This window comes from Streptomyces graminilatus (assembly GCF_001418565.1).
In the GTDB taxonomy this organism is placed as follows: domain Bacteria; phylum Actinomycetota; class Actinomycetes; order Streptomycetales; family Streptomycetaceae; genus Streptomyces; species Streptomyces graminilatus.
The window spans coordinates 1-25,696 of the sequence record NZ_LIQQ01000009.1 but is presented as its reverse complement, the minus strand read 5'-3'; the positions used below and the strand labels follow the sequence as shown (position 1 = coordinate 25,696).

13 protein-coding genes are annotated in these 25,696 nt (G+C 67.4%); 6 read left to right on the top strand and 7 right to left on the bottom strand.

The genetic code is table 11. From position 1 onward, the window contains the following. Positions 1-20 precede the first annotated feature (20 nt). The 6 genes from AOK08_RS00885 to AOK08_RS45390 form a co-directional block, all read right to left on the bottom strand. Positions 21-2,327, bottom strand: coding sequence for a UvrD-helicase domain-containing protein (locus AOK08_RS00885; protein WP_046704345.1), 2,307 nt, complete (start codon positions 2,325-2,327; stop codon positions 21-23). Beyond that, a complete protein-coding gene (locus AOK08_RS00880) occupies positions 2,324-9,070 on the bottom strand; it encodes a DEAD/DEAH box helicase (protein WP_055522615.1) in 6,747 nt (2,248 codons plus the stop codon). Before AOK08_RS00880 ends, AOK08_RS00885 begins: the two co-directional genes overlap by 4 nt. Continuing rightward, the gene (locus tag AOK08_RS00875) at positions 9,067-14,601 is read right to left on the bottom strand and encodes a hypothetical protein (RefSeq protein ID WP_055522613.1); all 5,535 of its coding nucleotides are present in this window, start codon (positions 14,599-14,601) and stop codon (positions 9,067-9,069) included. The genes AOK08_RS00880 and AOK08_RS00875 overlap by 4 nt, the downstream gene beginning before the upstream one ends. After that, on the bottom strand, positions 14,598-17,690 hold the full coding sequence (locus tag AOK08_RS00870; RefSeq protein WP_241826749.1) for an SNF2-related protein: 3,093 nt from the start codon (positions 17,688-17,690) through the stop codon (positions 14,598-14,600). Before AOK08_RS00870 ends, AOK08_RS00875 begins: the two co-directional genes overlap by 4 nt. 95 nt (positions 17,691-17,785) lie before the next feature. Beyond that, positions 17,786-18,955, bottom strand: a complete 1,170-nt coding sequence (locus tag AOK08_RS00865; protein ID WP_055522611.1) for a protein kinase domain-containing protein — start codon at positions 18,953-18,955, stop codon at positions 17,786-17,788. 137 nt (positions 18,956-19,092) lie between these two features. Beyond that, a complete protein-coding gene (locus AOK08_RS45390) occupies positions 19,093-19,239 on the bottom strand; it encodes a hypothetical protein (protein ID WP_157876507.1) in 147 nt (48 codons plus the stop codon). A 198-nt stretch (positions 19,240-19,437) separates the two neighbouring features. Here AOK08_RS45390 and AOK08_RS00860 point away from each other — a divergent pair, with 198 nt between their 5' ends. Both AOK08_RS00860 and AOK08_RS00855 read left to right on the top strand, forming a co-directional pair. Next, on the top strand, positions 19,438-20,556 hold the full coding sequence (locus tag AOK08_RS00860; protein ID WP_046704349.1) for a 3'-5' exonuclease family protein: 1,119 nt from the start codon (positions 19,438-19,440) through the stop codon (positions 20,554-20,556). Positions 20,557-20,806: 250 nt separating this feature from the next. Further along, a complete protein-coding gene (locus AOK08_RS00855; protein WP_055522609.1) occupies positions 20,807-21,298 on the top strand; it encodes a hypothetical protein in 492 nt (163 codons plus the stop codon). A 177-nt stretch (positions 21,299-21,475) separates the two neighbouring features. Here AOK08_RS00855 and AOK08_RS00850 read toward each other — a convergent pair whose 3' ends face one another. Beyond that, positions 21,476-22,234, bottom strand: a complete 759-nt coding sequence (locus tag AOK08_RS00850) for a DNA-methyltransferase (protein WP_046704351.1) — start codon at positions 22,232-22,234, stop codon at positions 21,476-21,478. Between the two features lie 579 nt (positions 22,235-22,813). On the opposite strand from AOK08_RS00850, the gene AOK08_RS00845 reads away from it, so the two are divergent. The 4 genes from AOK08_RS00845 to AOK08_RS00830 form a co-directional block, all read left to right on the top strand. After that, on the top strand, positions 22,814-23,959 hold the full coding sequence (locus AOK08_RS00845; protein ID WP_055522608.1) for a C40 family peptidase: 1,146 nt from the start codon (positions 22,814-22,816) through the stop codon (positions 23,957-23,959). 86 nt (positions 23,960-24,045) lie between these two features. After that, the gene (locus AOK08_RS00840) at positions 24,046-24,354 is read left to right on the top strand and encodes a DUF6112 family protein (RefSeq protein ID WP_055522607.1); all 309 of its coding nucleotides are present in this window, start codon (positions 24,046-24,048) and stop codon (positions 24,352-24,354) included. Then, positions 24,354-25,043, top strand: a complete 690-nt coding sequence (locus tag AOK08_RS00835) for a hypothetical protein (RefSeq protein WP_055522606.1) — start codon at positions 24,354-24,356, stop codon at positions 25,041-25,043. Before AOK08_RS00840 ends, AOK08_RS00835 begins: the two co-directional genes overlap by 1 nt. A 27-nt stretch (positions 25,044-25,070) precedes the next feature. Next, positions 25,071-25,696 (top strand): SCO6881 family protein (locus tag AOK08_RS00830; protein WP_422125713.1); only part of this gene is annotated, 626 nt, incomplete at its 3' end.

Sequence of the window (25,696 nt, the reverse complement as noted above, 5' to 3'; positions counted from 1 at the left end):
CGGGTGTGCCGTACGTCGCGTCAGATCGGCAGGTACGGGCTGGGCTTGCCGTGCCAGCTGATGTTCAGGGCATCGCGTGCCCGGGTCGTGGCGACGAATAGCAAGGAGCGAGCCTTGCGCTGCTCGCGTTCGTAGCGGGGCGGGTCTTCGGCGCGGTAGCGCTCGACGACGCTGGTGCGCGGGATGATGCCGTCGCTCGCGCCGACGATGGCAAGGCGCTGGTATTCGAGTCCCTTGAAGCGGTGCATGGTGCCGACGTGGACTTCACCGTCGCCCTTGGGGCCGTCCTTGGTGAGTTCGGCACAGGTGATGCCCGCCTTGGTGGCCAGGTAGTACATGGTCTGGCTGACCATGTCGCGGTCGGCGACACACACGGCGATCCGGCCGCTGGGGTCGAGGGGGGCGCCCTTGTCGTCGGTGGACAGATCTTCGCGCCAGGTGCTCAGGGTGGTGGCGAGTCCGGCGAGTTCGTCGTCCCAGGTGTTGTACCGGCTGAAGGCCGGCTTGGGGCCGTGGAGAACGGAACGATAACCGGCGAGCGTGTCGGTGCCGTCGTCGAGGTCGTCGTACGTGACCTTCTCGTTCTTCCTCTTGGGCTCGACGACGCGGAGGGCCTCGGCGAGGATCTCCTTCGTGGTGCGGTAACTGAGGGTCAGCCGTGAGGCTCGGCCGCGGATGTTGATGCCGAGGGCCCCGAGAGCGACCTGGTGATCGTAGATGCGCTGATGGGTGTCACCCGCGACGAACATGTCGTTGGGCTGTTCGGGGTCGGCCATGGCCCGCAGCATCTTCCAATGCGCGGGGCGCAGGTCCTGTGCCTCGTCAACCACTATGTGCCGGTAGCGGTAGCCGATGTAGCGCATGCCGGAGCTGGCGTCGCGGTGGATGAGGTCCTTGCCGCCGATCTCTTCCTTGTACTCGCGGCGTTTCCTGATCTTCGCGGCGCGCTCGATCTCGAAGCGGGCGGCGCGCTCGGCGGCCTGGCCCCAGGTTTCGACGCCGAGCTTGTCGAGGCGGGCGGTGAACTGCTCGATGAGCTTCCAGATGTGGTTGCGCTCGGGGCGGGTCAGCGCGCGCCCTCGGCCGGCGCGGCGTGCCTTGAAGTAGTCGGAGCGGGTGGGGACGGACTGGCCGAGGATGACCTGTTCCCACTCCTCCAGGAGGAACTCCGGCTCGAAGCGTCGGTCGTCGAGTTCGGCCAGGAGCTGGCGCATCTCGTTCAGGGCCACATGATCGTAGACCCGCTGCTTGCCGCGTCCAGGGGCGGTGTTCTCGCCTAGGACACGCGCGGCGAGCTGGTCGATGTGGGCGATGTCGATGCGGGCAAGGAGGTCGGGTTCGATGAGGGAGGCGAGACGCAGCCGCAGATCAGTGGTGAGGTTCTTGGTGAACGTGGTCAGCAGGATCGGCTTGTTGTGGCCGGGGGGCAGTTGTTCGGCGAGGTGCTTGACGCGGTGCAGGGCAACGATGGTCTTGCCGGTGCCGGGGCCGCCGGATACACGGGCGGGGCCGGTGTAGTGGCGGTGGACGATGCGTTCCTGGGTGGGGTGGAGGAAGACCTTCCACGCACGGAAGTCGCCCTCTTCAATGACGACGCGAACGGCGTCGTCGACCGTGGTGACCTTGGTGCGGGAGAGGGCGGTGGCGAAGTCGTCGGGATCGGGACGCTGGTCGAGTTCGACCGGCCCGGTGATCTCCTTGCGAACGTCGTCGATGCCCATTCCGGCGGCGAGGCCGTACAGGATGTCCTTCGACAGCAGCGGGGCGCCCTCGACGAGCTGGTCGAGTTCGGCGCTGATGGTCACCGTGAGTGCCAGCTCGATCAGCTGCTCGGCGACGCCGAGTTCGCGCAGTTGCTCGGCGTCGTACTCGGCCAACAGCGGTGGCACCGTCGGCTCGGGCTCCGGTTTGGGAGCGGGCTTGGGGGCCTGTGCCTCCGGCTCAGACGGGGTGAGGGTGATGCCGGCCCGGCGGAGGGCGCTGTCGCCGACGACGGCGAGGTCGACGAACTCGATCTCGCCGGTGACGCGGTTGACGGCGACCTGAAGCTCTTCGTAGACGTCCTTGCGGTGACGGACGGCGATGACCAGCCAGCTCTCGGTGCCGTCCGCGTCGACTCCGGTCTGCGTGAGCAGGGCCCGGTAGTCCTGGGAGACACGGGCCGAGTGGATACGGGAGTCGCCCTTGAGTTTCTTCTTCCTCAGTCCCGGCAGGTCGGGCTTGTTCCGGAAGTCGTGGCAGAAGTCGTAGAACTGGGCCTTGACCGAGCGGTCGAGCTTGTACAGCTCCTGTTCGGCTTTGCGGTACAGGCTGAGCCGGGCCGTCATCGGGGAGTGCCTTCTTCCGTGTCGGGGAGCTGGTCGAGCAGTTCGTCGAGGCGGGCGAGCCATTCGGCGGCGGTGCGTGCTGTCCAGCCGTCCTCGGCGTACGCGGCGTCGCGTCGCTGCGCCTCGTCGTCGTCCTCGCCCTGGTGGGCGGAGACTACGGCGATCTTGATGCCGTTGGTGTGCCAGGCGAAGTCAGCTGGCCAGCGGCTGCTGTTGCCCAGTTCGTAGCCGAAGACAGGTGCCTTCTTGCCTCGGTCGGCGAGAATCCCGGCGAGGCGGAGCAGGTCGGGCCACTCGTCGGGGTCTTCGCGCAGGATCTCCAGGATGTCCTCGTCCCAGACGGCGTCGCGGAGGACCTGGGCAACGGCGGCTTCGGCGGCCGAGTCTTGGACGGGGTCGGGGTCGACGGGCTTGACCACGACCGCGTTCGCCTTGGGTACGGCGGGTGAGGGGGCGCCAATGAGTGAGTCGAGTTCACCGAGCCCGCCGCAGACCGCGAGGACCTCAACCTCGAAGTCGGCCGCCTTGCTGGTGGCGAGCTGGACACCATCACCGCCGGCCAGGGACAGGAACTGGGTGAGGTTGGTCCAGTACAACCAGGACCGCCAGCGCTCCTTGTGCTCGTCCGTGTCCAACACAGCCGCGGAATCATCAAGCACGGCGAGCGCGGTCCACTTCAGAGCCTCGGGATCGGCCGCATCCAGGGCGAAGATGATCGGCAGCCCGCTCTCATCCTGCGTGCGGAAGACGTGGACGGGGCCGATACCTGCGGCATCCGGCACGACCGGCTTGTCGTGGCGCTCGGCGGCAGAGAAAGTGGCCAGCTCGCCGCGCAGGGCTGCAACCAGTTCGCTGCGGCGACCGGTCGCCGCGACCGGGACCGTGCCCGGCTGGGCCGTCAGCCCGGTGACCAGGGCGCGGGCCTGGCGGGCCCAACGGTCGGCATCCGGGTCCCGCAGATAGGCGATCAAGGTGTCGATGGGGTTGGCGAAGACGGCGTTGGCGAAGTGGGCGCGCTGTCCGCCGTACTGCTCGTACGCACTCTTGGCCCCTTCCTGAGCCGTGCCCCGGTAGGGCGGCCATACGGGCTGCGTACGAGTGGGGCGCTTCTCGAAGAGATCGATGTCCGCCCAGGTGATCTGGAAAACGGTCTCCCCTTCGGCGCGCAGGAGGGTGCGCTTCGCCGCGTCGGTGGCGATCTGGTTGTGTTCACGGCTGGCGTGGAAGCGGAAGCCTTCGAGGTAGACCTTGACGCTCTGGGCCGGGCCGTCAATGCGGGTGAAGGTGAAATCGGTGACGGTGCCTCGGAGTTGCTGCTGCGCGGTCAGCCGCCAGTGCATCACTCCAGGGCCGTCGGTGAAGCGCAGATGCCCGCTGGCGTGACCGTCCTCGTCCAAGGAGGCATCGCCGGTGACCTTCACCCAGTCCCTCAGCGCGGCCAGGAAACGAGCCTCCAGGTCGGATTCCACCTGGGCATCCAGGCCGACCAGCCCGGTGTGTTCGACCTCGGTGGTCTCCCACCCGTCCTCGCCGTCGTTCGTGAACAGCAGGGACTCCAGCATGGTCAGCGCGGCTTGGCGCGAGACGATGTCCTGGAGGGGCTCCGGCGTATAGCGGTGCAGGCAGCGGTGGCAGGCCCTGCGCTGCTCCTCTGCGCACGGGCAGTCCTTCAGCATCTCGTACGCCTTGATGAGCGTGTCGCGGAAGGCGGTGGGGTCGGTGAGCCGGTCCAAGTAGCCGGTGCCGCCGGGCAAGGAGTCGAAGAGCACCAGGAACCAGCGGCGCTCCCCGCTCTCGTTGTCCGGCATCGACGCCACGGTAGTGGCCAGGTGCTGCGGGTCACCGCCGAAGTGCAGGTCCACGCCGAGCCGCAACGCGGCCCTGAAGGAATGCACCTTGGAGTCGACGTCCGCGGTGGCGGCCGGGATCAGCACCCGCAGCGCCTCGGTCTGCAACCGGTGGGCGAGCAGCACCGGTTCCTCGCGGGCGTCGGTCTTCTTTCCGCGGCGCAGCGGGCACCACGGGCGGTGGTGCTTGAGGCGCCCGCTGCGGGCGGCAAGGGAGTCCAGGGCGTCGGTGTCGTGGTCGAAGACGGGCTGTCCGTCCGCGCTGGCCGCCCCACACGCCGTGCACACGTGGAACGGGTTGAGCCGTACGCGTTGTCCGGCGAAGTCGTCGCGGGTCGGGGCGTCATAGCGGACCGGTCCGACGTTGATCCGCCGGATCATGGCGCTGCGGCAGTAGTCGACGCCGAACGTCTGGGATGCATGCCGCCACGAGCCGGGTTCGATGTCCTCGACCGGGATGTCCACGGCGTCCACGACCTTGTAGGAGCGGCGGTCGCGGTCGTCCTTGTCGTCGCGGATGTGGGCATCTTCCCGTTTGTCGCGCGAGGTGACGGTGGCCGGCTCGACGATCTGGAACAGGCACGAGCCGTCGTCCGCGATGTGGGCGGTCTTGCAGCGCGGGCACGGCGAGCGGTCCTCGGCCGCGTCCTCGGTGCGTACGTAGCCGCAGCCGGGGCACACCCGCCAGGTGCGCCATTCCTGCCGGCCGCCAGTGGCGATCTCCAGACCACTGATCTGGTGCTTGTAGCCGTTGACGTAGAAGGTGTTGCCGGGGGCCAGCTCTTCCAGCGCGATACGCCTGGGCCGCTCGTAGGCGTAGGTGTCGGAGCTGTACTTCACCTTTCCTGTCTTGGCGTCCACTCCTTCTTCCCCGTACAAGGTCGCCGACAGGACAGTTGTGGAATCCATCAGCGCGTAGTTGGGCAGCAGTCCCAGGTCGCACAGCGCGGTCTGCGCCGTGGTCTCGCCCAGGTTCATCAGATGCCGCCCGACGCCGCGCCGTTCGGCGTCCAGCTCGGCCTTCTGCCGCGCCTGGTCCGGATCAGTGTCGTGCAATTCGTCGTGGGCTTCGTCGATCTCCTTCAGCCGAGCCCGCAGCGCCTGCTGGCTTCGGAACCACTCCCGCTCGGCCTCCTCCACAGCGGCGCGCAGCCCGTGTGTGGCGTACGCCCGGAGATCGGCCTTGGCCTGGTCGCTGACCCCGGTAGGGAACAATTCCAGGAACCCGTCGGCGAGTTCCTCGCCCTGAGCAAGGGCCATATCGACGAGGTCGGCCAGGTAGCCCGACGGCCCGAACAGACGGGGGGCCTTGTGCGGCAGGGCGCGCAGCACGATGCCGTCCGCGCGCACCAGCCGTCCGGCGGCGGTGAGGTCCAGCAGGTGGGCCAGGTACTGGCGGCGCAGGATCTCGATGGCCGACAGGTAGCAGCCCGGCGGCACGATGGTGCCGGCGATCAGGTCTTTGGGGCGCTCCAGGAAGTACAGGTCACGGCGTCTGCGGTCCGGGATCGTCAGCAAGAACGCATTGCCGGTACGGCGCCCGGCCCGCCCCACCTGCTGGGCGTAGGAGGCGGGCCGACGCGGCAGCGCGGCCAGCACCACCGCCGACAGGTCGCCGATGTCGATGCCCATCTCCAGCGTCGGGGTGCAGGACAGCACGTTGGGGTCCTTGAAGCCCTCGCGCCGTTTGAAGGCCTTCTCCACCTCTTCACGCTGCGGGCGGGTGAGCATGCCTGTGTGCTCGGCGGTGACCACCTGATAGGTGCCCGCGCCGCGGTACAGGCGCCGGTAGTAGTCATGGGTGTAATCGCGATCGCGGTGGTGCACCCCCAGCCCCTCAGGCCGGTCGCCGGCCACCAGACGGCCTCTGCGGCAGCGGTAGGAGGGGCAGGGCTGCTGGTGCCACTGGTCCAGCAGGGACGGGTGGACCGTCTGCTCCCAGAAGCAGACCGGGCAGCGTACGTACGCGTGCCTCACCTGCTCGTCGTCCAGCAGCTGCGCCTCGATGTTGCCGGGCTTGAGCCCGTAGACGTTGAGCGAGGTGTCGCGGGGGGTCCGCACCGACAGCAGCCCCAGCGCGGCCAGTTCAGGCAGCAGCCGGGACCAGAACTCCGGCGCCATCTCGCGCGGCAGCTCCAGGCAGCGCCCGGCCCAGCGCTCGTACCAGGAGAGCCGACCGGTAGCGGAGTCGAACTCGCTGCCGTTCTTGGGCTGGCTGAGCAAGAACACCGGGGCTGCGACCCGCGCCGGGAAAGCCCGCATGCCCGGTGCCCGCTTGCCCCAGATGAAGTACCGGCTGGTGCCCGCCTCGTCCACGTACTTGTCGAGCCACTTGTGGGCGACCGCGCCCCGGGTGCGGAGCCGCTCCAGGAAGATTCGTACGAAGGCCAGATACCGCGCGTCGTCCTGCGCGATCAGCGGCACCCCGTCGCGTACGCACTCCTCGTGGATCCGCCGGACCAGCGCCACCACGGCTTCCGGATCGTCGATGCGCACCTGCGCGGCGGCGGTGCGGGTCAGCTCCAGGGTGCGGCCGTTGCGGGAGCGGAACCCGAATTCCATCAGGGCCTCGAAGGCGAGGCGCTGTCCAATGAGCCGCCACGTGGGCATGCTGCCGCCGCGTCCCTGTCCGGACAGCAGCCGGTCAACTCCCTTGTAGACGTGCAGATCCGGCGGCACCACCGCGGCGAGGGTTTCCTCATCCGTGGTGGCCTCGACCACGTTCGCGATGAGGTCGTTGAGGGCCGTCGGCTCGTCGTGGCGCAGGTGCCCTGTCAGCAAGGCGCGCAGCGAGAAGGTGTACGAGCGGTTGGCGACGAATCCGGCCCGGTGCGCGGCGTCCTGCACCGAGTCGTTGAACATCAGCGTCTTGTCCTCGTGCAGCTTCTTGACGAGCTCCCCGCCCGTGAACAGCTGCGTGATCGACGCAGCGGCCATCGCCGCCGACCCGGTGCCCAGGTAACGGATCGCGTTGCGTTCGCCGCACGCCGGGCACCAGTCCTCCTTGGCCGCGGTGTTCGCGACCGTGCCGCCGAAGTGGACCAGGACGAACGCCGAGTCTCGGGCCGTCAGCCGGGGCTCCTTGGTGTCCTTGTCGTAGTCGTTGAGGGGATCGGGTAGTCGCAGCCGCTTGCGTGCGCCGTCCATCACCATCAGCGTGCCGCCGGCGCCCTGTCCCGCCGAGGCGCCGCCCGCACCCCGGCCGGCGCTCGACATCGGGGCCGCGCCGGAACCTTCCTTGGCTTCCCGCTCGGTCGCCGCGACCAGGTTCCGTACCCGGGCCTTGTCCTGGCCGAGCGAGGCACGCCGGATCTTGAACGTGTCGAACTGGACGTCGTGGTCGTCGCTCTCCGGCGAGAACACCGCCCAGCCCGACCGCCCGCAGTCCCGGCAGTAGACGGCCGGCAGGAACAGATTGGCGGTCTGCCCAGACGTGGCCGTGGTCACCGGCGCAGAACGGCCGCTGTCCGTCGCACTCGCGTCCGCCATCCCGGCGACGTCCCAGCGGAACTCCGCCTTCGGCCACGGCAGCACGCCGCGAAGCAGCCGGGACACCGACCGGGCCCACTGGTGCACCTCGACATGGACGAACGGGCGCGGCTCCCCGGACGACGACTTCGGGTCGCGCGCGTACGACAGGAGCGCCACGAACCGGGCCAGCGCCTCGGCCGCCTTCTCCGGCTGCCGGGCCACCGCCTCCGCCCAACCGGCCGCGCCCGCCCGCCACATGACATCCAGCACCTCGGGGCCGCTCTTCACCTCGCCGTCCAGCGCCTGCATCACCGCTCGGGTGAACAGGTGGCGTTTCAGGTTCTCGCCGAGCAGGAAGGGATCCCGGTCGCGAACCCCGGTCACCGCCTCGATGAGGTCGAGCAGTGCCTCCTCGCCCGTAGCGGGATCGGGCAGCGCGAGCAGTTCATCCGGCGTGGGCAGCCCCTGCATCTTCACATCGGTGAGTGGGATGAACTCCTCCACCGACAGCCGGTTCTCCCCGACGATCGACTCCGCCGTGAACTCCGTACCGAAGACGTCGGTCGCCACCTCCAGCAGTCGCGCCACGCCGTCGTCATCCGTCCCCGACGCGAGCGTTGCCGACGTCGCCACAGGGCAGATGGTCCCCAGCGGGCGCCCCTTCTCGGACGCCCCGATCGCGGACGCCAGCCGTCGCAGCAGCATCGCCACGTCGGTGCCCTGCGCGCCGTCGTACGTGTGGAACTCGTCCACCACGACGTATCGGATGTCCGCCTCCTGCCACAGCGGGGCGTCGTCCTCGCGCTGCAGCAGCAGGTCCAGCATCTTGTAGTTGGTGATCAGGATGTCCGGCGGCGCCAGTTGCATGTCCGAGCGCCGCGTGCGCACCTTCTCGTACCGCGTCGCCGCCTGGTCCCCGATGTACAAACCAGCCCAGAGCTTGCCCAGCTCACTGTTCTGCGTAAGCAGCTCGTTGATGCGCTGCGCCTGGTCGGTCGCGAGCGCGTTCATCGGGTACAGGAACACGGCTTTGACGCCGGTCTTTCCTGCTTCCCGCTCACGACGGCAGTGATCCAGCACCGGGTAGAGGAACGATTCCGTCTTGCCGGAGCCCGTACCTGTAGTGACGAGGGTCGGCTGCGGCGTGTGCTCGTTCGCGGACGTCAGCCGCGCAAACGCGACCGCCTGATGCGCGTACGGCGTGAACCCCTCGCGCTGCCACTCCAGGTGCTTGCGCCACTCGTCGCCGTCAGTGGTGAAGGGGGTCCGGATCCGCAGATACGGCCCCCGGAACATCCCCGACGTCTCGTCCCCGAGGAACCGGTGCAGCGCCTCGCGCGCGCCCTCGTCCGTCAGGGCGTACGTGGTCGACAGGTACTGCAGCAGGCTCTCCTTGAGCCCCCGCGCCTGAAGCGTCGGCCTCACGGCGTCGGCACCTCCTGCTTGATCGGGTCCCACTTGCCGTTGGCGATCGCATCGTCGAGCCGCTTCTGGAAGTAGGCGTGCGCTTCACGCATCTCCGCCTCGCGGTTCGCCTTGTAGAAGGGGGCGCTGTAGCCGTCGGGTACGGGGGCGGTCTTGGGATCGGCCTTGTCGGCCAGGTACGTCTGGAGCTGAGTGAAGTGCTCTTTCTCCTGGCCATGGCCGTAGGTGTAGCGGTCACCAGCGATCTTGCGCTCGTTGGCATCGAACCAGGTGACCAGGTCGAAGCCCTGCATGATGTCGAAACGGGCCCGATACATGATGATCAAAGTGTCGGCGTCAATGCCGAGCCAGACAGCGACCAGAGCGTCGATCTCCACCAGCGCGGCACGACGGGCGTATTCAGTGCGAAGGGGGGTGTCACGCTGCCAAGTAGGGGTTACGGCGTGGAGCTCCGTCTTCATGCCAGCCCAATTGTGGGCCCAGGGCTCGTCGGTATTCCAGGTGGAGTCGTAAAGCTCCTCCCAGAGGCTGGCATAAGCAGTGGTCAGGCAGTTGAGTCGAAGCGTGCGGAGGAGCAGCGCAGGGGCTAGAGGGTGCGCGGCGACGAGCGCCGGGAGACGACGGGCCTGCGCTACGTCGAGGTGCCCCACACCCGTTGTCTGGAGCAAGTAGTCCGTGGGCAGTGCGGCCCAGTAGCCAGCCATCAGCGTTGAGCTACGAACATCGTCCAGTGCAGCGGAACGGACTGAATGGACGTGCGTGGCTCCTGGCGGAATCAACGCAACGTACAAACCACGTTCCGTATCGGCCGCGATCCGCTCGCGCCATGCCAGCCGGTAGAACTCGGTGTACGGCCTAGTTGCCTTCGCGACCAGTCGGCGGTCCACTTCCACGTCCGACACCTCGCTCGGGGAGCGGCCACAGGAGAACGCGATCTCCGATCGCGCCAAGAAGTGCACCACGGCATCCAAGCGCATTCGAGCGAGCAGTTCGTGATCAAGCCACTTGGCCTGCTCGCCCACATACGTCGCGTCATCCGCGACCTGCTGGTACTCCGACTCCGGCACCGCGTCCGACGGGATTTCTAGGTGGTTCAGCCCCCGAACTTCGCCGCCACCCTGGCTCGGCTGCTTGAAGAGTGGATTGGCGACGCCCAGCTGCGGACCCTTGAGGATGACCTCGTCCCAGGAGTCGGCATGGTAGTCCTCGCGCCCTTCCCTGTTCTTGTTGTAGTCGATGAGCGGCTTGTTCTTGCCGGGGCCATACACGGACTTCTTGGCACCCGTCTCGTGGAACCCACCAGTGATACGCGGGTCGAGTGCCCCCAGCCGCAGCGGGTACGCCGCCAAGGCGTCAACGGCCGGGTCCTCCGCCGTACTCACGGGTGTGAGCAGCCGCGCCTGCGCGACGGGCACATCCTGCTCACCGGACAGCTTCAGCCACCGCGCAAGGGTATGGGGCGTCACCCGAACGACGCGCTGCTGATGTGGGCGTTCGTCCCAGTCGCCGGCGTACTTCACACCAGGCGCGTCGCCACTACCGTCGTGCGTGCTCGAGAGTCGCAGTGCGTCGACGGAGAACAGCCAGGACAGGTGGTCGAAGTCGATCTCACCGCGCTCGCCGTAGATGTGCACCCCGAAGTGGCTGGACCGGCCCACCGGAGGTGGGAAGAAACGGTTGCCCGAGTTCACGAAGTCTCCGTGTACCCGCAGCCGCCGGTATGCCGCCTCCCGGAGGCCCGCTTCCTTGTCACCGCTGAAGTGGGTGTCCGGATGGACGAGTCCGACAGTGCCGCCCGCAGCGGTGTGGTCCCAGGTCTGGCACATGAACGCGCGATAGAGATCGGGCTGGCTTCCCGCGATGAGCGGATACACCTGTGGTGATGCCAGATAGTCGGACGTGGTGGCCGTGGCGGTCAACTCGCCGAGAACGTAGGAATGCACCTCGGGCTTGGCCAGCTCGGCTGAGCGTCGCCGGTTCTTCTCCGCCGCCGGAGGCTTCTCCGTGAGCATGAACCACGGCTCGTACTCCGCAAGGACGGAGTTCTCCTTCCACTCCGGCCGTACCCACGGCGGATTACCCACCTGAAGGTCGAATCCTCCGCCCCGCGCGAAGACGAGCCCGAACTCCAACTCCCAGTGCAGAAAGCCTTGTTCCCGCGCGATGTCCTTGACTACCCGCAGCCACGGGTAGCGATCTTCGGGGTTGGCAGTGTCCATGCCCATGAAGCCCGGGAGGGTCTCCTCGAACTCCTTGAGAGCATCCAAGGAGTCAAAACTGTCCAAGAGTGTGCCCTCAGGGAGGTCGGCGGTTCCTAGCATGGATTCCAGGAAGTCCAGCCAGTCACCCAGGTCCTTGAGCGGGATCATCTGCCGTCGCACTACGACCTTGGGCTTCGGCGCGGTCTTCTTCCTGGACTTCGGTCGGTTCTCCTTGGGCTCGGCAGCCTGCTCCGCTTCCTCGGCCTCGGCGAGGTCGTCGAAGGATGTCTGCTCAGCGCCCAGCGAGAACAACGCCGTCGCCGTAGCTTCGACGAAGCGCGGCTGAGCCGTCGCCGCGGGGACCTTCTGCGACGCGCGCGGTTCGACGTACGCCTCGTCTGTAGCCTCTCCACCGACCAGCGGTACTCCCCCGAGTTCACTGAGGACGTCGGCGCCGTCGATCACTTCCCGTGGCGTGTATTCACCGTCCGTACCGTCCAGCAGTCCGGCCTTGTCTGCGGGCCAGAACCACAGGGCACACCACGCATCCATGACCGTCTTCAGCCGCCAGTACGGGGTGTCGATGGCGTTGAAGAGGTCTTCAAGGACCCTCTCCTTCGGTACGGCCTGCTCAGGGCGTCGGAGGAAGGCGTACTCGGGGTCATTCGGATCGGCTTGCCAGACGTCGATGCGCCGTGCGATCGCCTGCTCGGAGAGCTCCATGCGCTTGATGACGGCCGACCAGAGGAATTCCACTCTGCGGGCAGCATCCCTCAGCCGCGTGAACTGCGAGGTCGCTTCCGGCTTCAGCCTCCCGCCCGGGAGCCGGGTATGGCTGCCGTCTTTGTTGAGATGGGCGGTACTGCGCTTCGGACGCTTCAGGAGTCCCCTCCTCCAGGAAGCGAGTTGCTCGACGCCGTCCTTGGCAAGCTCTTTGGCCTCTTTCGAGCCCGTGACCGCAGCCCAGCCCGGGCTCGGCAGCAGGAATTGGTGCACCGCGTCCTGAGGCAACGGTTGTGGCTCGCCGCCCTTGAGGAACGGGAGCGGAGCAGGCGCCATAGCGCCCTTCGCCTTCAGCCACGCCTTCTCTGTACCGGAGACGTCGTCGCCCGCGTAGACCGCACGCCGCCCGCCGACGAGCGAGTTACCTCGGCGCAGGTGCAGGCCGAACCAGGGGGCGCGCATGCCGGGGTGCATGGTGTTCAGCCACAGCGACACTTCGGCCAGTTCGACGCCGGTAGCGTTGAGATCGACGCCGTATGCGTTGTGCAACGCGACGTACGCCTTGGCCTTCTGCTTCTCGGTGACCGCGTCAGCGGTGGGGATAGCAGTCCCGAGTTCGTCCTGGCGGCGGCGCAGGTATTCGTCGGCGACCTGGTTGATTGCCTCGTTCAAGAACGCGCCAGAGCCGAGCGCGGGCTCGCAAATCTTGTACTTGAGCAGCTCCGACGCCCGCGTCCTGATGACTTTGCCGTGCTCGTCGCGCTCTTGGTCGAGGCGGTTCTTGAGGGTGAGTTCGACCGTAACCTTGGTCAGTGACTCGGGGGTGTAGTACGAGGCGGAGGTCTCCCGGTCGCGGCCGGCTAGCCGGTAGACGAAGGAGCCCTTCTCGTACTTCTTGACGCCACGCAGGCCCTTGCGAGCGTCCTCATCCTTGTAGTGGACGAGGGCCTTCTCCGGGTAGTCGCTCTGTTTGTCCGCAGGGACGAGCCAGGAACCCTTCTCCGGGTCGCCCCCCTTGGCCACCTCGCACAGTAGTTCCTCTGCGATGATGCCGGTATATGACATCAACCCCTCATAGACGGCGCCGAGTTGGTTGATGCCAAGGTTGCGATAAGAGATGAAGCCGCCGCGTTCGCCGCGCTTGCCCTTCTTCATGGTCAGCAGGCGCAGCACCTCATGCAGAGCAGAGTTACGCAACTGCAGGTCGAGCCAGCGCGGGTCATCGTCCTCGTCGCTGCGCGGGTCGATGACGCGGGTCCCGATGAGGCGAACAGCGGCGGGCTCGAAGAGTTCGCTGCGCAGCGGCTCAAAGCGCAGGCCACGGTCTTCGCTGCGGCGGGCCGCCTTGGCCTTGCGGGTCTCCTCATCGTCGCCGGGCTGGTCGTCGTCGGGTTCGGTGCCGTACGCGCGGTGCCCGAAGTTGACCTTGTTGAACAGGACGTCGAGGGACTGGAAAAGATGGAAGCCATTCTTGGCCTCCTCCTCGACGAGTTCCTCGTCGCGCTCCACCAGTTCCCGCAGGCGGGCCATGGAGTAGCCGGCCTCGTACGTCCCGTCATCGGCGGGGAGGATACCGAGTTCGGGGCGGGCCTCCGCGTAGAGGAGGAACAAGATGCGGTAGAGATAGCGCAGGGATTCTCGGGTGAGTTCCCGGGCAAAGGGGATCTTGGTACTCGCGATGTCGGCCGGTGTGACGTTGTTCTTCGGCTCAGCCATCCGAGCCAGGACTTCGTTGGCGATGATCTCGACGGAACGCTGCAGGCCGTAGCGGAGTTCGCTGGAGACACCGGCCGCACTGTCACTGGAAGACTTGAGTAGACCGTCGATCGCGCGGCTCTGGTCGTTCTCGCCGGGGCGGAGCGTCTCCATGCTGAACAGGGCAGCGATGGTGGCGAGTTCGCCCTGCTGGGTGCGGTCGTTGCGCTCCAGAGCGGCGTCGAGATTGGCCGCGAGGTAGCGGCCCTCGCTCCAGGCCTGGCGGTCGGCGAGCAGGATTACGCCGCCGCACATGAGCAGGACGAATCGTGGATGCGGGCCGCCTGCCTCGCCGAGTTCGCTCTGGAACAGCCAGGAGACCAGAGCCGCGCCCGCCTCGTACGACTCGCTGGCGCTGACGCGTAGAGGCCAGAGCAGGCGTCCGGCGCCGTCAGTGTCAAGGGCAGCGTCATTGTCGGGGGACCAGCCGCAGTCGAGAGCGACGATGCCGTGGCCGTGGTAAGCGACGGGCAGGGTGTGATCGCGTCCTGCGCGGTGCACGGTGAGTTCGACCGGTGTGGTGTCGTACCCCAGGGCGCGCAGGACCATCTGGTGCCACTCGGCGAGCCGCTTGGTCCACTCGGGGTTGTTGTACGTGGCGAGGCGAATTTCGTCGCCGGCGTCGGCCTGGGTGGTCTTGACGAAGTAGCCGCGCAGTTCTTCGCTGAGGTAGGGCGTACGCAGGGCGCGCAGCGACTCACGCGGCGTCTTCCGCGGGTCGTTCTCGTCACCCTCGCGCAGTGCCCAGGTGGCGAACAGGCCCTTCTTCAAGTCGGCGCCGAGTTGATCGGCGAAGTAGTGCGCGGACAGGTACTCGCCGCGGTTGGTGAAGGAGTCGAAGTCAGTACTCATCGTTCGGTGCCTTCTTCAGCGGCGGTGATTGGTTCGAGGACGGCGAGCAGGCGCAACATCGGTTCGCCCGCTGTCTGCAGGGACTTGACCAGTTTCAGCCGCCGCCCGGCCGTCCGGTCGAGCTCTGCTTCGTTCGGGCGCGCACTGGCAAAGAGTGCTTCCTGCTTCCAATCGGCTACCCGCTTGCGGTAAGGATCGAGGGTCTCCTCGATCTGCTTGCGGTACTCGGCTTCGAGAGCGACGAGTTCACGATGTGCAGCCTCGATCGCATCGGGCACGAGCGCGCTGAGTCCGGGCATGTCGCGGGGCTCGGCGCGGCCGGGCATGTTCGGACCGACGCCATAGCGCTCCAGCACATCCGCGGTCAGCGTGTCCACGACCGGGTTGTCGTGCAGGTTGGAGACACCCATCCACTCGACGATGGTGGGCTTGCCGAGCGCGTTGGAGTAGATGCCCTGCACAAGGAAGGTCGGACTGTCCACGGTGGCGGCAAGCACTGGGGCCTTGTGCCGGCCGATCTCGACGAGCACCTTGTCCGTGAGCCAGTCCAGGACAGGGTGAACGTCGGTGACGTACGAGACGTTCGGCCACTGGGAGGCGGTCGTCTCCCGTGCCGCCTTCAGGCGCGCGCCTGCGAGCTTCTTGGAGAAGGTGATGCGCACCCGTCCCGGCTCGGTCTTGCGCGGCAGAATCTGTTGCTCGTCCAGGTACGACTTGGGGAGTGCTTTGAGCCGGTACAGCAGGTCCCGCGGAGGCTCGAAGGCGATGGTGCCGTCGTCGTCGCGCCGTAGCGACAACATATCCTCCGGATTGGGGTGGCAGACCTGCCGCAGCGCCTCCTCGAAGTAGTCGGCCGTGGACCGGAAGAGCTTGGGCACCACTGCTCGGGCGACTTCGGGGTGTTCGTGGACGGCGCCCACCTGGCCGAGGAGCCCGGTGAGGAAGGCAGCCCCGCCCTGTTGGGACTGTTTGATGGACTCCTCGACTGTGCGGCCCGCGATCAGGTCCTGGGTGAGGCGGTTCTCTTCGTCCTTGGCCCGGTACAGGCCGGTGACCGCTTCGGCCGACCCTTCGATCTTGTGGGCCTCCGCCTCACGCAGGAGGAGTTTCTCACCCACCAGGCGGTCGTCCAGGGTTCGCGGCTGCCCGGTCGTCTCGTCCGTGCGCCACGGGATGTCGCTCGTGAGGATCAGCGCGCGGAACTCGGGTCGGTGCTCCTGCCCGTAACGGTCGATACGACCGTTACGCTGCTCGATGCGGATCAGGGACCACGGCAGGTCGTAGTGGACCAGGCGATGGCACTGCTGGTGCAGGTTGACGCCTTCGGAGGCGACATCGCCCGTGAACAGGATGCGTACGGGATCGTCGCGGAGCCCGAACTTCTCGACGATGTCCTGCTGTTCCTGATCGGTGCTGGCCTCGCCGTGCATGACCTGCACCGCTCCGCCGAATCCCAGCCAAGGTTTCTTCTCATCCGGGCTGGTGGTGTGGTTGAAGCCGAGCGCGGTCGGCACGGTCTCGGCAAGCCACTTCAACGTGGGGATGCTCTCGGAGAACACCACCACTCGTGTATCGGAGCCCGGTCCGACTTCCATGTCGCGCAGTTCGTCGAGCAGCGCTGCCAGTTTCGCCGAGTCCTGGTCCTCGATCTGCTCGGCGAGGTGCCGCAGGTCGACGAGCGCGGCCCGCTCGGTCTTCCGTGCCGCTTCGCGTACCGCCGGGTCCTCGGGCCGGGACTTCTTAGCGCCGTTCTTGGGCTTGTCAGGCGGCGGATTGTCGAGGTTTCCGATCCGGGTCTTGATCGTCGCCAGCAGGGCCTTGTGCGACGACAGGAACGACTTCAGCAGCCGGTACGGAACGAGTTGATGCCTGCTGGCCGACGGCTCCGACGTGCTGGCAGGAATCCAGCGCGTAGCCAGTTCCTTGAAGACCGCGAGTTCCTTCTCGGTGGCCGCAACGGGGATGGGCTTGGACGGACCGCGCCGAGCCCAGACGTCGTCCTTGATCGACTCCCGCACCTCGTCCGATGTCTTCGTACGCCGGATGTAAAGGTGTTTGAGGTCCTCCACCTCGTACTGGGACGGGTTGGCGATCGCCGCCTCGTCCAGCATCCTGACCAGCTCGGCGAACGAGGCGGCGTCGCCGTTGTGCGGGGTGGCCGAGGCCAGGACCAGTGCGTCGGTCTTGCGCGCCAGCAGACGGGCCAGCGCGTTGTTCTTCGTACCCCGGTTGACGAGGTTGTGGGACTCGTCAATGACGACGGCGTCCCAGTCGGTGTGCTCCAAGTGGTGCGCGTACACATCGCTCTTCAGCGTGTCCACGGAGATGATCACGCGCTTGAAGTACGCGAACGGGTTACGGCCCGCGGGAATGTCCTGCTGCACCCGTTGGATGCCCGTCGAGTCCAGGCGCACCAGCGGAATCCCGAACCTGGTCCACAGCTCCCGCTGGAACTGCTCCAGCACATGCTGCGGCGTCACCACCAGGATCCGCTCGCCGCGACCGCGCCGGATCAGCTCCGCCAGCAGCACCCCGATCTCCAGGGTCTTGCCGAGACCCACCACGTCCGCGATCAGGATCCGCGGTTGCGGGTTCTTCATCGACAGTGCCAGTTCCGCCGGCCGCAGCTGGTGAACCTGCTGGTCCATGAGGAAGTTGTCCGCCAGCGCCAGTCCGTGCTCGGTCTGCGGCAAGAACGTCTTCCGCATGATCGCCTCAAGGAAGAGTCTGGACCGGCGGTGGTTCCGGGAGTCGTCCGGAACCAGCTCGGTCTCGCGCGGGTCCAGCGCCTGAACCGCATCCAGCCGGTCGTAGAAAGCGGCGTCCATGCCACGGACGAACGAGGAGATACCGGTGACCTCGACCATCCACCCGTCGTGCTCCGTGAGCGTGCACTTGCGCACGAGCCAGAGGTCGTCACGGACCAAGACCTGCGCACCCGGCGCGTAGCCGCCCGACTCCGGAGACCACTCCTCCGGTAGGGCTTCGGCGGGCTCCTGGGCATCCTTCACCGCATCGCTCTGACTGCCCACGGCTTCCGCCTCGACGCCCAACGTCCACTCCGATTCCTCACACACGGCGCGTCCCACGCCGTTCGCTTCCTAACGAGATATACGAGCGGCGCCCAGGCTCGCCCCATACACGCCTCCGCCAAGCTTCTCACCAGGCACCGACAGCGTGACCATCACAGCGCGGTATCCACCGCGTACGCCGCCCGCAGCTCATCCGCCACCCGCTTCGATGCCGGGAGCCGCCCGCCCGCAGACCGGGCCTTCGGCTTTGGCTCAGGGGTCGGAATCGGCTCAGGAGACGCGGGCTCGGGATCGCCTTGATCCGCGCCTTCCGAATCCGTCTCGCCGCCCTCAGCAACACTCGGGGGACCATCAAGCGGTGAGTCCGGGCCACCACCCTCGACGATCTTGACCTGGTCCTCAAGCAGCTTCTCGAACGACGGAGACAACGCTTCTTTGGCCGCATCCGGGGTACCGCCCGCAGTAGTCTGCGCGATCAACGCCAATCGCGCGTCGGCCGGCACCAGCCCGGCGGACTTGAGCAACGACCCGCACGCCTTGGCCACGGCGCCGAGCGTCGGCCTGCCTTCTGGAGCATGGGCCAGCATCGAGGTGATCAGCGGCTTGAGCCCCTCCGGCACGCCACTCAGGTCCGGGCCGATGTCAGGGTTCGCCACCTGCACGGCCACGGCCTCCCACGCCGCGCCGTCGTACGGATAATGGCGGGCCGCCGCATACAGCAATACCGTCCCCAGCGCATAGACATCTGCCGCCGGTGTCACCTTCGGATTCCCGCTCGCCTGCTCCGGCGGCATGCAGCGCACCGTTCCAATGATCATGCCGCTGTGCGACAGGGACTCCTTCGCGGCGTCCATGAACGCGCCGAGCCCAAAGTCGATGATCATGGGACCTTCCTTGCCCATGATCACGTTCTGAGGCTTGAGATCCCGGTGCAGCAGCTCAGCGGCATGCACAGCGCTCAGTCCCTCGGCAAGTAGCACGCCGAGGCTGGCGACCAGCGGCAGCGGGAGGACACCGTCCTCGTCGACGCAGGACAACAAGGTGCGCCCTGCCACGTACTCCATGGCCAGCCAGGGCCGGTCCGCGAACGGGTCGGCGTCCAGGAAACGCGCCACCCTGTTGGTGCCGATCACGGTGCGCGCTATCAGCGCTTCCTTCTCGAACCGCGCACGCGTGAGGGGATCCAGCTTGTCGCTCCGGATCAGCTTCACCGCCACCGGGTCACCGCCCGGGGTGTAGGCGAGGTACACCTCCCCCATTCCGCCCGAGCCCAGTTCCTTGGCCACGGTGTATCGGCCGATCCGCTCGGGCGTCCCCGTCATCTTCTGTTCAGCACTCCTCATGCATGCCCATACAGCCACCAGTCAGGCTCCGGGGCGCCTATCAAGCGTAGTCGCTCACGGTCTGGGCCATAGGCTGTCGTGGCTGGATTCGACGCATCACGAGTTCGAGGCCCTGATCAAGGAGTAGCTGGGAAACCATCGATCACCACGAGCCGTTCGTCATAACGGTCCGCGAGCCCGTACAGGACCGTCTCGACCGTCGCCGGCCAAGGCCAGCGGTGACTCCCGCGCACCAGCACCCGGCCATCCGCCAGATCCAGCACGACTCTCACCTTTCCCTTCCCGGCCGGCCTGGCATCCCACGCTGACATCGACCGACCTGATCGACATCTCGTTGTCAGTGACGGCTGCAACCATGCCCCTACGGATGAGAACGGACGAGAGGGGCAGCAAGAGTGGGGAAAGCAGCACAACGCCGACGGGCCGGACGACCAGAGCAACGGCGTCGGCGCCCTATCTCCTTGACCTTCTGCGACGTCGACTACGAGCGCGGTTCCCGCGCTCACGGACGCGGCGTCGCCGCCGCCCCACCCGAGGGCTGGCTCATCGGCCGCTCCGGGCTGGTCCACGCCGACTTCGACGGCGAACGCCTCCGGATCACCGGGGACGAACTGATCACCGGGCCGCACCCCGCAAGCGCCCTGATCAACGCGCTCCACGGCAAACAGTTGGTCGTCGGGCACGGCATCCTCACCGCTGACCTGCGGGCCGCCGCCATGGTCACCCCGATCCCCAGCCAGCTCCTGGACCGCACGATCGACACACTCGTCTTCGCCCACCGAGTCCGCGGCGGCCCCTTCCCCAACGGCTGCAACCTTGACGACCTCGCGAAGGAGAACCTGGGCGAGACACGGCGCAAGCTCCGCTTCCCCACCTCCGCCCCTGGCCTGCGGCCCGGCGCCACAGGAATGTCGCCCGACCGGCACGACGCCGACCCGCGTGAGGACGCCGCACTGGTCGCCCGGATCTGGGAGGCGATGGTCACCACCCGCACCCTCGCCTGGGGACCCGGGAAGCCGTCCTGGACACACCACGATGGCGACACTCGCCCAGGCGCCCCCGCCGGCTCCGCGAACCTCGGCATCGAGCACATCGCCGAACTCACCGGAGACCAGCCCCAGGTCGAGGCAACCGAATGGGCCGACCGCATCCGGGCGGAGGGCCTCATCATGCGGCCCACCGTCCCGAGCAGAGATGCACTGGTACTGGCCAACCTGGCCGCCGCCTACATCCCTGCCCCCGAGCCGGTCCGGCTCATCGCCGACAAACTCCAGGACGCAGGCGAGATCCCTGCCGACCGAGTTCTGAAGGCCGAGGACCTCTACATGGCCTGCCAATATCTCGGCGTTCAGCAGAACACGGACGTCCGCCACCGCAGCTTGACCGGCAAGAAGCTCACCAAGCCCCTGCGCGAACCCGTTGCATGGGCCCTCTGGCAGCACACCCACCCTGAGTGGACGACCGCCTACCGCCTCGCACGGCGAGAATCAGAGAGCTCCGCGACCGGCTTCATCCGCTTCGAGGAGCTCAAGAACGACCGCGCACGCATCCGCGGACGCCTCGGCGCCCTCGTCGGCTGACCGCTACGGTGGTCGAGATGCTGAGGGCCGCGGGCTCTCAGAAGTGAGGCCAGGTGACCCGGGGCATTACCGGGAGCCGGGCCTCGTGCTCTGTGCGTCAGCCTCTGCCGTGGGGCATGCACGGGTCCGGATCTCGACGACGGCCAAGTTCAGCCGACGCCGACACCGGATGGACGAACCGGCCCGAGACACGCAGCTCTATAGGCCTCAACACCCCGTTACAAGAGTGGCAGGGCGATATCGAAGGGGCATGACGTCCCAAATCGCCAACAGCATGCCTTTCGCGCACCTGACCACGGAGCACTCCGAGGCACCGTCCGAGCCGCTTCCTGTTCGTCGCCGGCGCAGCCGCCGCCAGGACTCGCTTCGGATCTCCGCCCTTGCCTATGAGCACCTCAGCGACAGCGGCGCGGCGCTCGAAGCCACTTACCAGATGATGCGGACGATCCAGAACCTGCTCGGCGCGGACGATTTCAGGAGGGCACTGGACTTCTTCATCGCGGCCTTTGGCCCCCGGACCCCAGAACAGGAGGAAAGGAATTCTCTCTTTGATCGCACTCCGCACCGAGAGATGCGAGCCGCCGACAAGCACCTCGGGGAAGAACCCAGCGAGGAACTGAGCGTCACCTATCAAATGATGTATTGCATCGGGCACATGCTCGAAGACGAGGGCCTCACGAAGTTCCTCGATTTCATCGAAGCCGCCTACATCGCACCCATGAGAGATATGTACGCTGCCTGAGCGCACGAGGTGCGGATCGCCTCGGCGGCCGACCTGGAGAAGGCGGGGCCGCTGATTCGGCGGGCGTTCGAGGCGGCCTGACGCAAGCGGAAGGGCGGCTGGTGCATCGGTTCCTCGATGTACCAGCCGCCCTTTGGCGTCTGCGGTCCGTCGGCCCTGGTCTGGTCGCTCTCATGCTCATGCCTCCGGCCCGGCCAGGACGAAGTCGTCCTGAGTCAGAGTGTGTTGCGTTGCCTGCAACAGTCGCTGTTCTGCCACGTCGGCGTAGTGCGAGGACAGCTCGACGCCGACGAACTGCCGGCCCTCGCGCAGGGCGGCGACGCCTGTCGAGCCGCTGCCCGTGAAGGGGTCGAGGACGGTGCCGCCTTCGGGGCAGATCTGCACGAGCTGCTGCATGATCTCGACCGGCTTCTGGGTGATGTGGACGCGGTCCTTGCGGGGCTGGGAGGCGATGAAGTGGCCGGGCAGGTAGAGGTCCCGGTCCTTTTCGAGGCTGCCCTTGACGCCCCAGGTGATGAACTCGGCCGACTGCTTGAACCCGCCCTTGCGGGGCCGGCTGGCGGGCTTGATCCAGGGGATCGTGCCGCTCCAGGTCCAGCCCGCCATCTGCAGGGCGTCGCTGGTGGTCGGCTCCTGTCGCCAGTCGGAGAACACCATGGCGACGGAGTGCTCGGTCGCGGCCCGGTACGCCTCGGTGAGCAGCGCGGTCAGCCAGCTTCGATAGCTCCGCTGGTCGCGGTTTTCTCCGGGGAAGTTCTGCAGGTCGTGCGCCGATCCGCTGGTGACGTACTTGGCGCGGGCGGTGCGGCCGGTGCGGTCCGAGCTGGTGCGTCCGCCGGAGTTGTACGGGGGGTCGGTGATGACGGCGTTGACGCTCTCGTCCGGGAGGGTCTTCAGCACGGTGAGGGCGTCGCCTCGGTGCAGCGTGTAGCTCATGTGCGGGGCCTCTTTCAGGGCACGACGGGACTGGGCCCGCTCCGGACGGCGGTCAACATCGGCCGTTCGGAGCTGGGTTGCGCCGGAGATTAGCCGCGTTTTTCGGCCGCGCCTAACGAGCCCGTGTCGTACTCCGGGCCTGGGTTCGGCGGTCGTTTGGTGCGGCCGGAATCCCGATCTACTGTCTCGCCGTGTCACCGAGGCGGAGCCCGGCTCTACCCCCGCTGACCTGTGCTGATCCGTGTTGCCGCGTCCAATAGCGCGGTCCGGAGGGCACGTTGGCCCCCCGTTCCCGAAGCCGTGAGGAGACCCGGTGCACCGCCTGAGATTACAAGCGCGGCCGGCTGCCGCGCATGACCTGAGACCGGCGTCCGGGAGCTACCAACTCCCCTGACCCGGGCCCGCCCTGAGAGGCGGATTCACATCGGCGCGGTGCCGACGGCTTTGCACGAGAAGTCGGCACCGCGCCTCCTACGAACCGCGAGGAGCCGCTGCGATGCAGCACGCCCTGATACGCCCACGCCCTGACCTAACTCCGTTGCCCGGCCGGGCTGTCCGCCCCGGCGAACGGCAGCGGCGATGAAGAAGACCACCGGAACCGTCGTCGGTCTCGTCGCCACCGGTCCACTGCTGCTGGCCGTTCCGATCCTCGGTATCGCGGCCGGGAGTGCCTCGGCTTCCTGCTCGACCGGCGGTGCACAGGCTGTGGATACCTCGGCCGTCGCCACTCAGGTGAAGGCGATCCTGGACGGCAGCGGCAAGGAAACGGTCTCTGTGCCGGGCCTAGACGACCCGGCCGAGCAGGTGCCCAACGCCAAAACCATCCAGGCCACCGGTGTCGCGATGAACATCCCGGCCCGGGGCCAGATCGTGGCCCTGGCGACCGCCTTGCAGGAGAGCGGCCTGCGGAACCTGACCTACGGCGACCGCGACAGCCTCGGGTTGTTCCAGCAGCGTCCGTCGCAGGGATGGGGCACCGCGAATGAGATCCTCGACCCGGTGCACGCCTCGACGAAGTTCTACGAGGCGCTGGAGAAGGTCTCGGGCTGGCAGTCCCTTTCCGTCACCCAGGCCGCCCAGGCGGTGCAGAAGTCCGGCTTCCGCGAGGCTTACGCGAAGTGGGAGCCCCTGGCCACCGCCTTGCATCAGGCGATCGAGCCGCTGCTGCCGAAGGCCGACGACACGTCGCCGAGCCCCTCGCCATCCGGCTCGGACAGTACGGCCAGTCCTCCGCCGAGTACCGCAGGCAGCTGTACGGCCGACGGGGACGGAACCGACTTCGGAACCATCCCGCCCGGCGCGTTGCCGGCCGGATACAAGATCCCGGCAGACGCTCCGCCCAAGGTCCAGACGGCGATCCGCTGGGCGCTCGGCCAGCTCGACACTCCGTACCAATGGGGCGGGAGCTGCACCGACTCCCACGGGCCCGACCCCATGGGCCGCTGCGACTGCTCCTCGCTGATGCAGCAGTCGTACAAGGCAGCCGGCGTCACCCTCACACGGACGACGTACACGCAGGTCAAGGAGGGCAAGCCGGTATCGGTTGACGCTCTCCAGCCCGGTGACCTCGTCTTCACCGAGGGGACTGCCGAAGTCCCGGAACACGTCGGGATGGTCGTCGGCCAGGGCTTGATCGTGAACGCCCCGCACACCGGCGACGTGGTCCGCCTCGCGACCCTCGCGTCCTGGAAGCCGCAGATTCTCGCGGCCCGCCGGGTCGTCTGACCGGCGCTTCCCCCTCCCCCTTCCTGCACTGCCACTTCGCCTTCGCGGGCTTTGGTGTGCCTTAAATCGAACTGGAGTTCACAACGATGTACCTCGCCGACAAGGTCGTCCAGCTCGCCTACGACCCCGGAATCAAACCGAACGAGGGCGGGCTGCCGGGCCTCTCGGTCCTCAAGCAGGTGATGGGCTCGATCAACCTCTTCGGGATCATCGCCGTGGTCGGCGCGCTTGCCGTCAGCGCCGGCGTATGGGCCTGGGGCCACCACTCCGGCGGACACCAGGCCGAGGCCAGCGGCAAGAAGGGCGTGCTGGTCAGCGCTGGCGCGGCCCTCCTGCTGGGTGCCGCGAATGGTGTGGTGGCGTTCTTCAGCACGCTGGGGACGCAGGTCCACTGATGTCCCCCCGCTCCACGAACCCCGGCGGCGCATCGCGCGTGCGCCGCCGGGCGCTGCTCGGCACCGCTGTTCTAGTGGTGCTCGTCGCCCTCGCCGGCCTGGCCGCCTACCTCACCCGCGACGGCAGGACCTCTTCCAAGGCTCCTGCACCGCAGGCGAGTTCGGCTTCCCCCTCCTCCCCGACCGCTTCCGCTTCCGCCTCGTCACCACCGCACGGGAGCCGCAGTGCCCTGCCCGTTCCCCCGTCCACGCACGACCCGATCACCTTCGGGAAGGCGGCAGCCGCAGCACTGTGGTCCTACGACACTCGCGCCTACTCCCAGCATGAGCTGCTGGCCGCCCTGCACAAGTGGCTGACCAGCGAGAAGAAGTACGCCGACGCCGCCTCGGTCGACGCACTGGTCCCCTCGCCCGTGTTGTGGAAGGAGATGGCCGCCAACGGCCAGTTCGCCACCGCCACGGTGAACGAGGCGCACTTCCCCGACTCGTTCACCCAGGCCCTGCAGGCGGACCCGGGGGCGATCACCACCGCGTACGTCTACGCCGTGACGGTCTCCGGCAAACAGTCGATCGCTTGGAAAGGCTCGCCGCACGGCGGCGCCGAGAACCGCCTTACCACCCTCGCGGTCCAGTGCCGCCCCTCCCAGCCCTGTGCCCTGGCCGGTGTCCTGCCGACCGTCGCGCCCTGACCCCCACCCCAGAAAGGAGGTACCGCCATGGGAGTCTGCGACCTTCCGCTGATGGGCACCGTCTGCGACACCGTCGACTTCGCCACCAACCCCGCCGGGACCGTCACCGACGGCATCGGGGCGTGGATCGCGAAGTCAGCGGGTGAACTGGCCGCCAGCGCAGCCGACCTCGCCGCCAAGGCCGTCAACGAAACCACCGCCATCGATCTCAACGCCGGTTGGTTCCGGGACAACTACGAGCTGCTGCTACCTATCGGACTCGCCCTGACCGTCGGTACGTTCTGCATCCAGTTGATGTCCGCGGCTTGGCGACGGGACGAACGCGCCCTCGCCCAAGCCGCGATCGGCACCATGACCGGCGTCCTCTTCTCCTTCTGCGCCGTCGCCTTCACCACCGTCGCCATCACCGTGGTCGACGCCCTTTCTGACGGCCTGTTCCAAGCAGCCAACAGTTCAGTCGACGATGCGATCCGCCGCGTCATCAAGGTCAACAACCTGGGGGCGATGTACGGCCTCGGCTGGACAGTCCCAGCCCTGGTCGCCCTCGGCTGCGCAATCGGCGCGTTCATGTACTGGGGCGTGATGGTCGCCCGCAAGGTCGGCGTCCTGATCATGGTCGCCCTCGCGGTCTTCGCCGGATCCGGCGAAGACCG